The sequence below is a fragment of the Nakamurella panacisegetis genome (assembly GCF_900104535.1).
In the GTDB taxonomy this organism is placed as follows: Bacteria; Actinomycetota; Actinomycetes; order Mycobacteriales; family Nakamurellaceae; genus Nakamurella; species Nakamurella panacisegetis.
Genome location: NZ_LT629710.1, coordinates 2029437 through 2043892, shown reverse-complemented (window position 1 = coordinate 2043892; position 14456 = coordinate 2029437). Strand labels below are relative to the sequence as shown.

At 69.8% G+C, this 14456-nt stretch carries 15 protein-coding genes; 7 read left to right on the top strand and 8 right to left on the bottom strand.

The annotated features are described in order from the left end of the window. The first annotated feature begins 139 nt into the window (after positions 1-139). Positions 140-1879, top strand: coding sequence for a sensor histidine kinase (locus BLS97_RS08915; protein WP_157695316.1), 1740 nt, complete (start codon positions 140-142; stop codon positions 1877-1879). Further along, entirely contained in the window at positions 1876-2517 is a 642-nt protein-coding gene (locus BLS97_RS08910) for a response regulator (protein WP_090475666.1), read from the top strand. Before BLS97_RS08915 ends, BLS97_RS08910 begins: the two co-directional genes overlap by 4 nt. On the opposite strand, the gene BLS97_RS08905 is transcribed toward BLS97_RS08910, so the two are convergent. Both BLS97_RS08905 and BLS97_RS08900 read right to left on the bottom strand, forming a co-directional pair. Further along, complete coding sequence (locus tag BLS97_RS08905) at positions 2507-3460, bottom strand: universal stress protein (RefSeq protein ID WP_090475665.1); 954 nt, start codon at positions 3458-3460, stop codon at positions 2507-2509. The genes BLS97_RS08910 and BLS97_RS08905 overlap by 11 nt on opposite strands. 56 nt (positions 3461-3516) lie before the next feature. Continuing rightward, on the bottom strand, positions 3517-4146 hold the full coding sequence (locus BLS97_RS08900; protein WP_090475664.1) for a DoxX family membrane protein: 630 nt from the start codon (positions 4144-4146) through the stop codon (positions 3517-3519). A 242-nt stretch (positions 4147-4388) separates the two neighbouring features. Here BLS97_RS08900 and BLS97_RS08895 point away from each other — a divergent pair, with 242 nt between their 5' ends. Both BLS97_RS08895 and BLS97_RS08890 read left to right on the top strand, forming a co-directional pair. Further along, positions 4389-4892: a universal stress protein gene (locus BLS97_RS08895; protein ID WP_157695315.1), complete on the top strand. Its 504-nt coding sequence runs from the start codon at positions 4389-4391 to the stop codon at positions 4890-4892. Continuing rightward, on the top strand, positions 4892-7291 hold the full coding sequence (locus BLS97_RS08890; RefSeq protein WP_090481744.1) for a phosphoketolase family protein: 2400 nt from the start codon (positions 4892-4894) through the stop codon (positions 7289-7291). Before BLS97_RS08895 ends, BLS97_RS08890 begins: the two co-directional genes overlap by 1 nt. Here BLS97_RS08890 and BLS97_RS08885 read toward each other — a convergent pair. Continuing rightward, entirely contained in the window at positions 7228-8781 is a 1554-nt protein-coding gene (locus BLS97_RS08885) for a glycoside hydrolase family 3 protein (RefSeq protein WP_090475662.1), read from the bottom strand. The genes BLS97_RS08890 and BLS97_RS08885 overlap by 64 nt on opposite strands. Before the next feature lie 50 nt (positions 8782-8831). Here BLS97_RS08885 and BLS97_RS08880 point away from each other — a divergent pair, with 50 nt between their 5' ends. From BLS97_RS08880 to BLS97_RS23220, 3 genes are all read left to right on the top strand, one after another. Further along, a complete protein-coding gene (locus tag BLS97_RS08880; protein WP_090475661.1) occupies positions 8832-9944 on the top strand; it encodes a DNA polymerase IV in 1113 nt (370 codons plus the stop codon). A gap of 202 nt (positions 9945-10146) precedes the next feature. Then, positions 10147-10398, top strand: coding sequence for a DUF6458 family protein (locus BLS97_RS08875; RefSeq protein WP_197676483.1), 252 nt, complete (start codon positions 10147-10149; stop codon positions 10396-10398). 73 nt (positions 10399-10471) lie between these two features. Continuing rightward, entirely contained in the window at positions 10472-10627 is a 156-nt protein-coding gene (locus tag BLS97_RS23220) for a DUF6131 family protein (RefSeq protein ID WP_090475660.1), read from the top strand. A gap of 102 nt (positions 10628-10729) precedes the next feature. On the opposite strand, the gene BLS97_RS08865 is transcribed toward BLS97_RS23220, so the two are convergent. The 5 genes from BLS97_RS08865 to BLS97_RS08845 are packed head-to-tail and all read right to left on the bottom strand — an operon-like array spanning position 10730 to position 14437. Continuing rightward, the gene (locus tag BLS97_RS08865; RefSeq protein ID WP_090475659.1) at positions 10730-12133 is read right to left on the bottom strand and encodes a serine/threonine-protein kinase; all 1404 of its coding nucleotides are present in this window, start codon (positions 12131-12133) and stop codon (positions 10730-10732) included. Next, a complete protein-coding gene (locus tag BLS97_RS08860; protein WP_157695314.1) occupies positions 12105-12830 on the bottom strand; it encodes an ANTAR domain-containing protein in 726 nt (241 codons plus the stop codon). The genes BLS97_RS08865 and BLS97_RS08860 overlap by 29 nt, the downstream gene beginning before the upstream one ends. A gap of 31 nt (positions 12831-12861) precedes the next feature. After that, on the bottom strand, positions 12862-13665 hold the full coding sequence (locus tag BLS97_RS08855; RefSeq protein WP_090475657.1) for an alpha/beta fold hydrolase: 804 nt from the start codon (positions 13663-13665) through the stop codon (positions 12862-12864). A 5-nt stretch (positions 13666-13670) separates the two neighbouring features. Next, on the bottom strand, positions 13671-14102 hold the full coding sequence (locus BLS97_RS08850; RefSeq protein WP_090475656.1) for an SRPBCC family protein: 432 nt from the start codon (positions 14100-14102) through the stop codon (positions 13671-13673). Then, positions 14099-14437 (bottom strand): ArsR/SmtB family transcription factor, encoded by a 339-nt coding sequence (locus BLS97_RS08845; RefSeq protein WP_090475655.1) that lies wholly within the window; start codon positions 14435-14437, stop codon positions 14099-14101. The genes BLS97_RS08850 and BLS97_RS08845 overlap by 4 nt, the downstream gene beginning before the upstream one ends. Positions 14438-14456: the final 19 nt, after the last annotated feature.

Here is a 14456-nt window from a genome sequence, read left to right as displayed (position 1 = left end):
CGCCTCCCAGCAAACGCCGCGCGGCCACCGTTGCCCATGGTCCAAAGACCCTTGTCGTCCGGCATTCGGCCATGGATCCGGTCGCTGACACCCCGCGGCCTTCTGCGGCCGATCCACGCCTGACAGACTGTTGGCTATCGTGTTTCTGATCCGGGAGAACGGAGCCGACCTCTTGTCCGAGTTGCCGACCGTTCCGAAACTCCACATCGACGAACTGCTCGAGCAGTTGGTCAGCCGGGCCGGGGAGGTCGTGGCCGCCCGTGACGGCCTCCGGAAGTTGCTGACCGCCAACAGCTCGATCGTGGGCGAGTTGTCCCTTCCTGAGGTCCTGCGCCGCGTGGTCCAGTCGGCTTGCGACCTGACCGGCGCCAGATACGGGGCGCTGGGGGTGATCGGCCAGGACGGGACCCTGGAGCAGTTCATCCACGTCGGCATGGACCCGGAGTTGGTGGATTCGATCGGCCCGTTGCCGAAGGGAAAGGGCCTGCTCGGGGCATTGATCGCCCACCCGGAACCGATCACCCTGCTCGAGTTGGGCGCCGATCCGCGCTCGTCCGGTTTCCCCGCGAACCATCCCCCGATGAGTTCCTTCCTCGGCGTGCCGATCAAGCTGCGCGGCGAGGTCTACGGCAACCTGTACCTCACCGAGAACGAGACCGGGCAGTTCACCGCCGAACACACCGACCTGGCGGTCTCGCTGGCCGCGACGGCCGCAATCGCGATCGAGAACGCCCGGCTGTTCCGGGACAGCCAGCGCCGGCAGGACTGGCTCGAGGCATCCACCGAGATCACCCGGCGTTTGCTGACGAGACCGGTCGACAACGCCCTCGACGACATCGCCGAGCAGGTCAAGGTGATGGCCGAGGCCGACGTGGTCATCGTCGTGCTGCCGGTCGGCGACGGCGCCCGACTGCGCATCGAGGTGGCCACCGGTCAGGGCGCCGCCGAACTCACCGGCCGGGTGTATCCGGACGCCGGGACGTTGTCCCAGGCGGCGATCGACACCGGTCAGCCGATCCGGATCGCCCGGGTCGACAAGGCCGACAATCTCCGGGTACACATCGCCGACGTGGTCCGGATCGGGCCGGTGATCGCCTTGCCACTCACCGGGTCCGGCCGGCCCCGTGGTGCGCTCCTGGCGGCTCGGCTGGCCGGGCGTACGGCCTTCTCCCTGGCCGAACTGGACATGGCCGCCACCTTCGCCGGGCACGCCGCGGTTGCGTTGGAACTGGCCGACGCCCGAGCCGTCGGTGAGCGATTGGCGCTCCTGGAAGATCGGGACCGCATCGCCCGCGACCTGCACGACCACGTCATCCAACGGCTCTTCGCGGCCGGGTTGACCGTGCAGAGCGTGCTGTCCGGGTCGCTGCCCAACCGGGCCGACCGGTTGACTCGCGTGGTCGACGACATCGACGAGACCATCCGCCAGATCCGGACCTCGATCTTCGCCCTTCAGACCCCGAGGAGCACCGCGAGCGCCCGGACCCAGCTGCTGGCCACGCTGGACGAGATAGCCCCGACCATGCGGGCGGAACCGCACATCCGATTCGTCGGCCCGATCGACACGGTGGTGGCCGCCGAATTGTTCGACGACGTGCAGGCCGTGCTGCGGGAGGCGCTGTCCAACGCCGCCCGTCATTCCGACGCCGACCTGGTCGACGTCGATCTACGGGTGGCCGACGGCTGGTTGACTCTGGTGGTGAGCGACACCGGCATCGGAATCGGTGAGCCGACGCGCAACAGCGGCCTGGGCAACATGAAGGCCAGGGCGACCCGCCGGAACGGCCACTTCAACACCTCCCCCGGACCGGACGGCGGAACCGTCCTGACCTGGGCCGTACCCCTTTTCGCAGCACCGACGACGACAGGAGACCGATGACCACGGCCCCGATTCGCGTGTTCCTTCTGGACGATCACGAGATCGTCCGGCGTGGCATCGCCGACCTGATCAGCGCCGCCGGCGATATCGAGGTGGTCGGAGAGGCCGGCTCCGCCGCCGAGGCGCTGGCCCGGGTCCCGAGCCTTCGCCCTCAGGTCGCCATCCTGGACGCCCGCCTGCCGGACGGCAGCGGGATCGACGTGTGCCGCGACCTGCGGTCGGCCGATCCCGATCTGCAGTGCCTGATCCTGACGTCCTACGACGACGACGAGGCGCTGTTCGCGGCGGTGATGGCCGGCGCGGCCGGGTACCTCCTCAAGGAGATCCGCGGATCCTCCCTGGTCGACGCCATCCGACAGGTGGCGGCCGGTGGGTCCCTGATGGACCCGAAGGTCACCGGGCGCCTGCTCACCCGGCTGCGGGAGGGAGAACCGCACGACAAGCGGATGGAGGGCCTGACCGACCGCGACCGGGACATCCTGGCCTTGATCGCGGACGGCCTGACCAACCGGCAGATCGGCGAACACCTTCACCTGGCCGAGAAGACGATCAAGAACTACGTCTCGGCGCTGCTGTCCAAGCTCGGCATGCAGCGCCGTACGCAGGCGGCCGTGTTCGGCGCGGAGATCAAACGTTGAGCGGCCGTTTCTTCCTGGTCGCGTCGTAGCGGCCGTCCGCGTACTCGCCACGGACGACGGCCACCGGGATCGGCGAGTGGGCGAGCAGGTCCCGGCTGGTCGATCCCTTGACCAAGGCGGTGAACCGGCCGGCCCCCCGCGTACCCACGACCACCAGGGCCGGCACGGTGGCGTGTTCGGCGTCGGGGTGGGTGAGGCCCGCTTCCGCCTTGCCCCGGCGCACCACCGATCGCACCGTGACGTCCGGGTAGCGGTCGACCCAACCTCCCAGCTGTTCGACCAGCACTCGACGTTCCTCCTCGTCGATGGCATCACGGTCGATCAGGAGCGGGTAGACGCGCTGGAATCCGTCGAACGGGCTGTCGTCCCAGCTGTGCACGGCGATCAATTCGACCTGCCGCAGGGACGCCTCCTCGAAGGCGAAGGCCACCGCGCCCTCGCAGCTCGGGGTTCCGTCCAGGCCGATCACAACCGGGCGGTCCGTGGTCGCGACGTCGGCACCCTCACGGATGACGACCACCGGGCACGGCGCGTGCCCGGCCAGCCGGGCCGCCACACTCCCGAAGACCGATTCGACGAACTCGTGTTCGGCGCGGGTGCCGACGACCAGCAACAGGGCGTGTTCGGCCTCTTCCCGCAACAGATCCACCGCCGAACCGCACTCCATCATGGTGTCGACCGTGAGTTCGGGGTGACGGGCCAGCGCCGCGGCCTCGGCGTCGGCGAGCTGTGCCCGGCCGGCTTCCCGGACGGAGTTCGTCAGATCCCCGACCGTCATCCCGGCCCCGGGGAAGCCGGGCGGCGCTGGGATCGCGTAGGCGTGCAGCAGATGTAGGTCGGCCCGGCGACGGGCGGCCTCGTCGGCGGCCCACAGCACGGCCGCGGTGGAAGCCGGCGTCCCGTCGATGCCGACGAGGATGAAGTTGGAGCGTTCGATGCTCATGGAGGTCCTTTCTCCAGTTGCGGCGGGATGTTCTCCCGGTTGATCTGCGCCGAAGATCAGCGCAGGACGGGGTGGGCGTCGACGACCGGCCGGCTGCTCCACCACTTGCCAAGCCCCCACGGGGAGGCGGCGCCGAGCGCGGCGATCACGGCCAGGCCGATGGCGAAGATGATGTGGTAGTCGACCAGCGGATTGCTCGATCCGGTGGCCACACCGGCCGAGTTGAACTGGGCCATCGGCCATTCGGCCGCCCACATCAACAGCAGCAGGAGTGAACCGGACACGGCGGCGATCCGCAGCGTCACCCCGAGGATCAGAGCCACGCCGAGCCCGAGCAGCGCCAGCATGAAGAGCCAGTCGATGACGACGTTCCCGGCGAGGTCCCGGAACACCGACTGCAGCGGTCCGACGTGCACGTTGCCGAGGAAGCCCTTGGTCGGCGATCCGCCGTTGATCCAGGCCCGGGCACTGGGCGTGGAATACCCGAACCCGAAGACCTTGTCCAGGAAGGCCCACAGGAACACCCAACCGAGCCCGATGCGCATGACGGCAACAGCCTTCTGCGCTCCGGTGATGTGGGGTGCCGCGGACGTGGTGACGGTGCCGGTGGCAGCCGCACCGGTCGGAGCGGTGCCGGTCGGCGCGGCCGATGGGGCCGGGACGGTGGGACGGACGGTGGTCGTCATTGCCATTCTCCATGGGTGAGCAGGAATTTGATCACCGCCAGGATCTGCCCTTGAGCGTATCCGTCGGGAGAGGCGAAGGTCATTGCTCGGCCCGCGAATTCGGCCCGAACGCCCGGGTGGCCAGGGCCTTTGGACCCTGGCCAGACCGGTGGCCGGACGGTTGACTCCAGATGGGCACGCCGCCGTTTCGACTCCGGGCCGCCCGCTGGTTCCGCCACACAGACGAAGAAGATGGAGCAGTCATGACGATCGAGGAATCAAACCGCACCGTGCTGGTCGGAATCGACGGTTCGGCCAACAGCCTGGCCGCCCTGCGGTGGGCGCTACGCGAAGGGGCCGCCACCGGGTCCCCGGTCGAGGTGGTGCACTGCTGGATCCCACAGACCCTGACCGATGTCGCCTTGGGCTCGTCCCAGGAACTGCAGGTGGCATCGGCCTGCATGCTGCAGAACGAGGTGGCCGCCGCGCTCGCGGATGTCGGCCCGGACCCCGTGTCGGGGCGGATGCCGGTGGTGACCCAGCTGAGCCGGCACGGCAACCCCACCGCGATCCTGCCCGAACGGTCAGCCGGCGCACGCCTCCTGGTCCTCGGCGCGCGGACGAGCACCGCATTGAGCGACCTGTTCCGGGGCAACGTCGAGTCGGCCTGCCGACGTCATGCCGCCTGCCCGGTGGTCGTCGTCGACGAGCGGAAGGACGCCGTCCGCCACCACCCCGCGCCGCACACCCAGGCGGTCTCTCAGTGATCGCGACGGCCGAGGTCTCCACCCGCACCGGCCGGGCCAAGGCCACTCTCGACCCGGCGGAGCTGGACCTGATCGACCGGTACTGGCGGGCGGCCAACTACCTGTCGGTCGGCCAGATCTATCTGATGGACAACCCGCTGCTCGCCGAGCCGCTGCTGCCCGAGCACGTGAAGCCACGTCTGCTCGGCCACTGGGGCACCACGCCCGGGCTGAACCTGTTGTACGCACACATGAACCGCGCGATCCGCAATCGCGATCTGAACGCCCTGTACATCACCGGACCCGGGCACGGCGGCCCCGGCCTGGTGGCCAACGCCTACCTGGAGGGCACCTACACCGAGGTGTATCCAGCGATCGGCCAGGACGCCGAGGGAATCCGGCGTCTGTTCCGCCAGTTCTCCTTTCCCGGCGGTATTCCCAGCCACGTCGCCCCGGAGACCCCCGGTTCGATCCACGAGGGTGGCGAGCTGGGCTACTCGATCGTCCACGCCTACGGCGCCGCGTTCGACAACCCGGACCTGGTGGTGCTGTGCGTGGTCGGCGACGGCGAGGCCGAGACCGGGCCGCTGGCCGCGAGCTGGCACTCCAACAAGTTCCTGAACCCGGCCACCGACGGCGCCGTGCTCCCGGTTCTGCACCTGAACGGCTACAAGATCGCCAACCCGACCGTGCTGGCCCGAATCCCCGAATCGGAGCTGGCCGACCTGCTGCGCGGCTACGGATACGAACCGCTGTTCGTCACCGGGTCCGATCCGGCGCTGGTGCACGAACAACTGGCCACCACCCTGGACGCCGCCCTGGACGACATCGCCGACATCCAGCGCCGGGCCCGGTCCGGCGATGGTGCCGGCGACGGGTCGCGGCCCCGTTGGCCGATGCTGGTGCTGCGCACCCCGAAGGGATGGACCGGACCGGCGACGGTCGACGGCCTGCCGGTCGAGGGCACGTTCCGTTCGCACCAGGTGCCACTGGCCGAGACCAGGACCAACGCGCAGCACCGGAGCCAGCTGGAGGAATGGCTGCGCAGCTACCGCCCCGAGGAGCTGTTCGACGAGGGCGGTGCCCTCCGACCCGAACTGCAGGCCCTGGCGCCGCAGGGCGGGCGCCGCATGAGCGCCAACCTGCACGCCAACGGCGGCCTGCTGCTCCGCGACCTGGTGATGCCGGACTTCCGCGACTATGCCGTCACTCTCGAGCGCCCCGGAACCCAGATGAGCGAGGCGACCCGGGTGATGGGCGAATTCGTCCGCGACATCATCACCGCCAACCCCGACAACTTCCGCGTCATGGGCCCGGACGAGACCGCGTCCAACCGGCTCGGTGCCGTGTTCGAGGTGACCTCCCGCACCTGGAACGCCGAGACCGTCGCCGGCGACGACCACCTGGCGCCGGACGGCCGCGTCATGGAGGTGCTGTCCGAGCATCTCTGCGAGGGCTGGCTGGAGGGATACCTGCTGACCGGACGCCACGGGTTGTTCAACTGCTACGAGGCGTTCATCCACCTGGTCGACTCCATGTTCAACCAGCACGCGAAGTGGCTCAAGACCACCCGCCACATTCCGTGGCGCGCACCGATCGCCTCGCTCAACTACCTGCTGACGTCCCACGTCTGGCGGCAGGACCACAACGGCCTGTCCCACCAGGACCCGGGATTCATCGACCACGTGGTGAACAAGAAGTCCGAAGTGGTCAGGGTGTATCTGCCGCCGGACACGAACACGCTGTTGTCCGTGGCCGATCACTGCCTGCGCAGCCGGCATTACGTCAACGTGATCGTCGCCGGCAAGCAGCCGGCGCTGGCCTACCTGACGATGGACGAGGCGATCGCGCACTGCACCCGCGGCCTGGGCATCTGGCCCTGGGCCGGGAACACCGACGCCGAGCCGGATGTCGTCCTGGCCTGCGCGGGCGATGTCCCGACGCTGGAGGTCGTCGCCGCGGCCGATCTGCTCCGCCGGCATCTGCCGGACCTCAAGGTCCGGGTGATCAACGTGGTCGACCTGATGCGGCTGGAACCGGACACCGAACATCCGCACGGCCTGTCCGACCGCGACTTCGACGCCCTGTTCACCAGGGACAAGCCGGTCGTCTTCGCCTATCACGGGTATCCGTCATTGATCCATCGACTGACCTACCGGCGGAACAACCACCACAACATCCATGTGCGCGGATATCGCGAGGAGGGCACCACCACCACCCCGTTCGACATGGTGATGATGAACGACCTGGATCGGTTCCGGCTCGTCATGGACGTGATCGACCGGGTCCCGTCGCTGGGCAGCCGAGCGGCAAACCTCCGTCAGGACATGTCCGACCGCCGCCTGGCGGCCCGCGCCTACACCCGTGAGCACGGGGAGGACGACCCGTCCATCGCCGACTGGCGCTGGACGGGCGTGTGAGCTCCCGCTGAGCCCACCGCCCCGCCCGGGCCGCCGACCAATCGGTCGAGCACGGCCCGGGCGTTGGCCGGTCCCGAGCCGTAGGACGCCAGCGCGGGCGCGTCGGCGTCGGACACTCCGCCCGTACCCATCTCCACCAGGACGGCGTCCGGCCGGATCGAGCGAACCAGCGCCACCGCGGCGCGCATCCAGTCGTGACGGTGCCGGTCACTGGTCACGACCAGCACCTGAGGGGCGGCAGGCAGGAGTTCCAGCGGCACCGGAGCGTCGTGGGTCACCACCACCTCGATCGCGCCGAACGACGGCGGCATCACCGCCATGGGACCCCACGGCACCGATCCGACGGCGAAGTTCCGCCCGGCCTCACAGCGGACCACCAACAGACCCGGCATCAGGGGCGGCAGCGAGCCGACCGTGGCCAGCGCACGCCGCGCCGCCTGGTCGGCGATGCGCCGGTCCTCGGCCAGTCTCGCCGGGGAGACGGGCGGCGGGAGTACGCCGAGGCCAGCCGCCCGCGTGGCCGCCCGGACCAACCGTTCCTCGTCGATCCGGCCCGTCCCCACCGCCGCGACCAGGGCCGAACTGATGTGGTCGAGCACCTCAGGCGTGGTGTCGGCCGCGCCCAGACACAACAGGTCGGCGCCCGCCTCGACGGCCATCACGGCCCCTTCGACGAGACCGTACCGACGGGCAATGGCCGCCATGTCCAGCGCATCGGTGACCACGACTCCGGTGAAACCCATTTCGCCACGGAGAATGTCGACCAGCCAGCGTCCAGAAACGCTGGCCGGCAACGCATCCACCTCCGGCACCAGCAGATGCCCGGCCATCACCGACGCCACGCCCGCCGCCACGCCCGCCGCGAACGGCAGTAGCGCACTGTGCCGCAACGACTCCAGGTTCTGGTGGACGACGGCCTGGCCCAGGTGGGTGTCGACGTCGGTGTTCCCGTGACCGGGGTAGTGCTTCACGCAGGCGGCAACGCCCTGGGCCTGGTGTCCGCGGACGAACGCCGCGGTATGGCGCGCGACGAGTTCCGGAGCCGTCCCGAACGAGCGGATCCGGATGACCGGGTTCGCCGGATCGGTCAGCACGTCGGCGCAGGGCGCGAAGTTGAGGGTGATCCCGGCGGCGGCGGTCAACCGGCCCACCGCGGCACCGATCCGCTCGGTCAGCCCGATGTCGTCGACCCGACCCAAAGCCGCCGCCCCCGGGAACCGCGACCCCTCGGCCGCATCCAGCCGCGTCACCGCGCCGCCTTCCTCGTCCACCGCGACCACCACGTCCGGGCGTTCGCTCCGCAACGAGTCGGTCAGGACGCGCACCTGCTCCACGTCGATGACGTTGGTGGCGAACAGGCAGACGCCACCGAGCGAGTCGGAGATCCGGCGCCGAAACCAGTCCGGCGCCACCGAACCGTGAAAGCCGGGGAGCAGGACGCCATCGGCCAGTGACTGGAGAGTGCGCGCGGCGGCCGACATGTCGGTCATCCTCCCATCGGCGGCCCCGCTCAGCGTCGGCGTCGGGCAGAATCGCCGGCATGGCACCGTGGGTGTTGCACGTCGACCTCGACCAGTTCATCGCGGCGGTCGAGGTCCTGCGCCGCCCGGAACTGCGCGGCCGCCCAGTCGTGGTCGGAGGTAACGGCGACCCGACGTTGCGCTCGGTCGTCGCCACGGCCTCCTATGAGGCCAGGGCGTTCGGCGTCCGGTCCGGCATGCCGATGCGTCTCGCCGCCCGGAAGTGTCCGGACGCGGTCTTCCTGCCGGCCGATCGACCGGCCTACGAGGAGGCCTCGGCCCGGGTCATGGAGGTGCTGCGGACGGTGCCGGTCTCCGACCAGAACGGCGTCGACGTCCCCGGGAAGGTCGAGATCCTCGGCTGGGACGAGGCTTTCGTCGGTGTCGAGACCGAGGATCCGGCGGCGGTCGGGCTCCGACTGCAGCAGGCGATCCTGGACCGGACGCAGCTCTGGGCCTCCGTGGGCATCGGCGACAATGTGCTGCGGGCCAAGATGGCCACCGACTTCGGCAAACCCAGAGGCACATTCACCCTGACCGGATCCAACTGGTTCGAGGTAGTGGGCGAGCGCAGTACCTCGGCCCTGTGGGGCATCGGCCCGAAGACGGCGAAACGCTTGGCCGAGCTGGGTTTGCACACCGTGCGGGAACTGGCCGACGCCGATCCGAAGGCACTGGCCGCCCAGGTCGGCCCGACGATGGGGCCGCGGTGGGTCGGACTGGCCCGCGGGGACGCCCGTTCCGAGGTCATCGACAGTCCGTACGTTGCTCGGGCGCGCAGTCGGGAGACCACCTTCCAGCACGACCTGACCGACTGGGCCGATGTGTACGCCGAGATCGACAAGCTGGCTCGTCACGTCACCGAGGACGTGATCGCCGAGGGCCGGCCGGCGGTCCGGATCGGGGTGAAGGTGCGGTTCAAGCCGTTCGTGACGGTGACCAGGAGCCGCGCCCTGGCCGCACCGACACAGGATCCCGACGTCATCGCGGCCGCCGCCACCCAAGTCGCGCAAGGGGTCGATCACGAGCGGCCGATCCGCCTCCTCGGCGTCCGCGCGGAATTCGCTCCCGACTCCGGACGGCGGCTCGATCCGAGCCGCGGCCGAGCCGGATTCGGCGGAGATGCGGTCTGAGCCGCGCGCGCCCAGTGTCGCAGCGCGTCGCCCACGCCTTGACTCCCGCCGCGCGAACGGGCCGTTCGTCACTGATCCGGGTGTATTCGGAGGAATAGGGCTTGGAATCAATGCAGCCTGGGTACTGCCCTGTCCGAATCGCAGACGGGTGCTCCGACTCGGAGCACCCGGCACTGAAGGCGAACCGGAGAGAGAGACAGACATGGGTATCGGACTCGGAGTGTTCCTGATCGTCGTGGGCGCCGTCCTGGCGTTCGGGGTCAAGGCGCAGTTCCACGACTTCGACCTCACCACCATCGGTTTCATCATCATGGGTGGCGGGTTGCTCGTCCTCCTGCTCAGCTTGGTCATCTTCATGCCCCGGACCAGGAGAGCGCGGAGCACCGCGATCACCACCGATTCTCTCGGCCGACAGGCGGTCGTCGAGCGCGACGACCGCATCAGCGGTCTCTGACCGTCAGTCGCCTCGTCCGATCCGACCCGCTCAGCGCGCTGTGCGCCGACGGGCCAACCACGAAAGGCAGCACATGATCATCCTCGGAGTCATCCTCCTCATCGTCGGCTTCGTCGCCAGCATTCCGATCCTCTGGACGATCGGGATCATCCTGGTCGTTGTCGGCGCCATCCTGGCCCTGCTCGGCGCCACCGGTCGCGCGATCGGCGGCCGGAAGTTCTGGTACTGATCCCCGGCTGAACCTGCGACGACGGCACCCCGCTCCGAACGACTGGAGCGGGGTGCCGTCGTCGTAGGTCCCGGGTCCTCGGCCTCGGCCGTACCGGCCTGCTCAGCCCTTGGGCTTCTTGGGTTTCTTGGTCGGACCATGCCCGGCGCCCTTGGGGGCCTTGGGGGTCGTCGCGGCGACGGGTGGCGGCGGAGCCGGGGTCGTTGTCGACAGCGATTGCCGCACCGGGGCCACCGAGGTCGAGGGCCGAACGGGGGTCGGGCGCACCGGAGTCGCAACACTGGCCGAGACCGGAGCCGACTTGCTCGTCGACCTCCGGGTCGCCGCGGCAACCACCGGCGCCGTGGTGCGCCGGGAAGACACCGACGACTGCGAACCGGCGCTGCTCGTCGTCACGATCTGCGTGGACGGCGAACTGTTCGTCGGCGTCGGCTGCGGTGACGAATCGGGCTGGGCCAGCATCAGCGCACCGATGACGGCCAACGCCGCCACCGACCCCGCGCCGAGCAGGACGCCGCCCCGGCGGCGGCGCCGTCGGGGCGGGGTCCCGTCCGGCGCGAAGAACGGAGTCATCGGGCTCGACCAGACGGCCGTCGCCTGATCCTGGCTCGGCGGTGGCATCGACGGCGGCACTGGGATCGCGGTCCTGGCCCCGGCCAGTGCGTCGGCCACCTGCTGGGCGGTCGGTCGCATCGAGGGCACGGCGTCGGTCATCGCGGCCAGCAACGGCGGCCAGGGCAGCGGGAGGCCGGGCGGGATCACCGGATCCCGGAGCAGGCGGGCGACGGCCGCCTGCACCGGCTCTCCGGGAAACTCGCGGGTGCCGGTCAGGCATTCCAGCAGGACCAACCCGAGGGAATACACGTCGGCCGCCGGTCCGACCTCGCGCGCGGCGGCCTGTTCCGGACTGAAGTACGCCGCCGTGCCCATCACGTCGCTCCCGGCGGTCACCCGGTCCTCGGCGGTCAGCAGGCGGGCCAGACCGAAATCGCCGAGCTTGACCTGTCCCGATTCCGAGAGCAGAACGTTGGCCGGCTTCACGTCCCGATGGATCAGGTCGTGCGCGTGAACATAGGCCAGCGTCTGCGCCAGGGTTCGTCCGATCTCCCGGGTCTGTTCGGGCGGCATCGGCCCCCTCTGCAACACGTCAGCCAAGGTCACGCCGGTGACCAGCTCCATCACCAGGTAGGTATGGCCGTTCACCTCGGCCGCCCCGTCCACATCGGCGATCCGAGCGTCGTGCACGGCCACCAGGTTCGGGTGGTTCAGCGAGGCCAGCACGTGCATCTCGCTCTGCTGACGTTCCACCGAATTGAGGTCGGTCAGCCGGGAGTCGAACACCTTCACCGCCACCTCGCGCGCGAGGACCTGGTCGGCGGCCCGGTAGACCTCGGCCGTGCCGCCGCGGCCGATCAGCACGTCCAGACGGTAGCGGCCGTCAAGCACGCTTCCCTCGGAGATCATCGCCCCGGGCCGATCACCGCTGGTAGGTAAGGTCGAGGTCATCGATCGGCAGGCTGCGGTGGACGACGTCGGCGCTGACCTCGTCCACCGTGCGGTTGGTGCCGAAGGCGTGCGCGCGCAGGACCGCGAGAGCGTCACCGAAGCTGAGTTCCGCGGCCACGGTGAGCATCCCCATCGCGATGGAGACCATCGTGCGGTCGACGGCGAGCGGAGATTCGAGCCAATCGGGTGCCGGCTCGCCGCTCAGGGTGGCCCGGAACGGTTGCTCGGCCAAGGTCTGCGCGACCAGGGCGGCCACCGCTCCGGCCTCTTCCCAGCGCAACTGATCGAGCCGAGCGGCGACCCGGAAGTACAGGTCGAGGGCACCCAGACCGAACAGTCCGTCCTTGAGCGGGAACGAGGCGATCGCCCGGAATGGCGTGCCCGACACCAGCTCGGCATGGAAGGCCGGCCACCGGGCCTGCATGTCCGATTCCGATGCGACGAGCGCATCGCCGCTGGCGTGCGCGCTCAGGCACGGGCCCTCCCCGGTGGTGAACTGGAGGCGTTCGGCGGCGGCGACCCCGGGGTTGCTCGCCCCGATCGGGGCGCGGAACGTGCGGCTGCTGAACACGCTGATGCCGGCCCCGTCCACCGGCAGCACGTCCACACAGGCCATGGACAGCTGCACGGCCAGCATCTCGGGCCCGTCGGCGCTCCTGGCGGCCGACCGTCGGGCGGCGGCAAACTGCTCCGTCATGTTCACATCGCGGTCGGTTCCCGCCCGCCGGTCAGGTCAATCGACCCCGTTGCCCCGCAGTGAGAGCGCCGCCGTAGAAGTCGCACAGCACCGGCCCGAGCACCTCCGGAACCAGATCGTGGGTCTGCCCGACCAGACCGAGGTACTCCCCGTTGGGCAGAGCCTGCGCAACCGCCTGGGTGGCTCCGGAGAGCACCGGCGGCCCGTCCACACCGTGCAGGACGAGGGTCGGGATGGACACCGTGGCCGGCAGATCGGCCGGAGAGGCCAGGGCCCGGGCGTCGTAGGCGAGGGTGTGGGCCATGGCCTCCAGCGCCGGGCGGAACGGCGCCCCGCGGAGTTGCACCACCACTTCCTCCGGCATGCCGACGCCTCGGGTCTGGTACAGCTCAACGGCGTCGCCCCGGCGGTCATCGGCCACCAGCGCATCGATGCGGTCGGCCAGCGCGGTCCAGTAGGCCGGCGTCGAGCCGTTGACCAGGAACGGCGGGTCGTAGACGGCGAGCCGGGTGATCGGCAGGCCTCGGGCGGCGGCTCGGAGGGCGAGCACGGCACCGGAGGAGTAACCGAACACCAGGGCATTCCCGCCGGCCTCCGCCAGCAGTGCCGACAGGTCGTCGATTTCCTGGTCGACGCCCGAGCCCGGTGCGTCACCGCTGCGGCCGCGGCCCCTCCGGTCGTAGTTGTAGACCGTGAAGTCCGACGACAGCCGCTCGGCCAGGGCGGCCCCCGCCCCGCGATCGTTGAAGGCCCCGAGCACCAGGATCAGTGCCGGACCGGTGCCCGTGCGGTCGTAACTGATCAGCGTTCCGTCGGCGGAGGTGGTGCCGGCCATCGGAGTCACGCCTCGATCAGGGTGGCGAGATGGGCGGCGAACCGGTCGAGCGACGTCTTGAACCCGGCCTGGGCCTGCGGGCTGAGGTAGGCCTCGGGGACGCCGACCTGGTGAATGGTGACCTCGGTGCGTCCGCCGTCCAGGTCGGCGAAGGTGGACGTCGTGGTGACGCCGGTGTCGGTGTCCGTCCAGATCAGCCGTTCCGGCGCGGTGACCTCGACGAACACGGACCGGGAGGCATAGCGGCGGCCGTCGCTCTGGTTGACCATCACCGTTTCGAAAACTCCGCCGGGACGGGGATCCACCCTGATCTCCGCCTGCGGTGTGGTGGTGCCGCTCGGTCCCCAGAAATGCGTCAGGTGGGCCGGGTCGATCATGCAGCGGAACACCAGCTCTCTCGGGGCGTGAAAGATCCGGGTGTAGGTCAGTTCGGTCATTTCTCCTCCTGGATGTCCCGCAGGTGCGCATCGAGGTTGTCGAACCGCTCGGCCCAGACGCGGCGGCTGTCCTGGATCCACTCCATTGCGGCGTCCAGCGACGCCCGCTCCAGGTGGCAGGGCCGGAACTGCGCCTGCCGGGAACGGGAGATCAGGCCGCAGCGCTCGAGCACCTTGAGGTGCTTGGAGATACCGGGCAACGTCAGGTCGAACGGAGCCGCCAACTCGGTGACGGTGGCGTCCGCCCGGGCCAGCCGGGCCACGATGGCTCGGCGAGTGGGGTCGGCCAGCGCGGTGAACGTCGCGTTCAGGCGCTCCTCGGTGGCGATGGGCATACCTGTACTTCACCACACG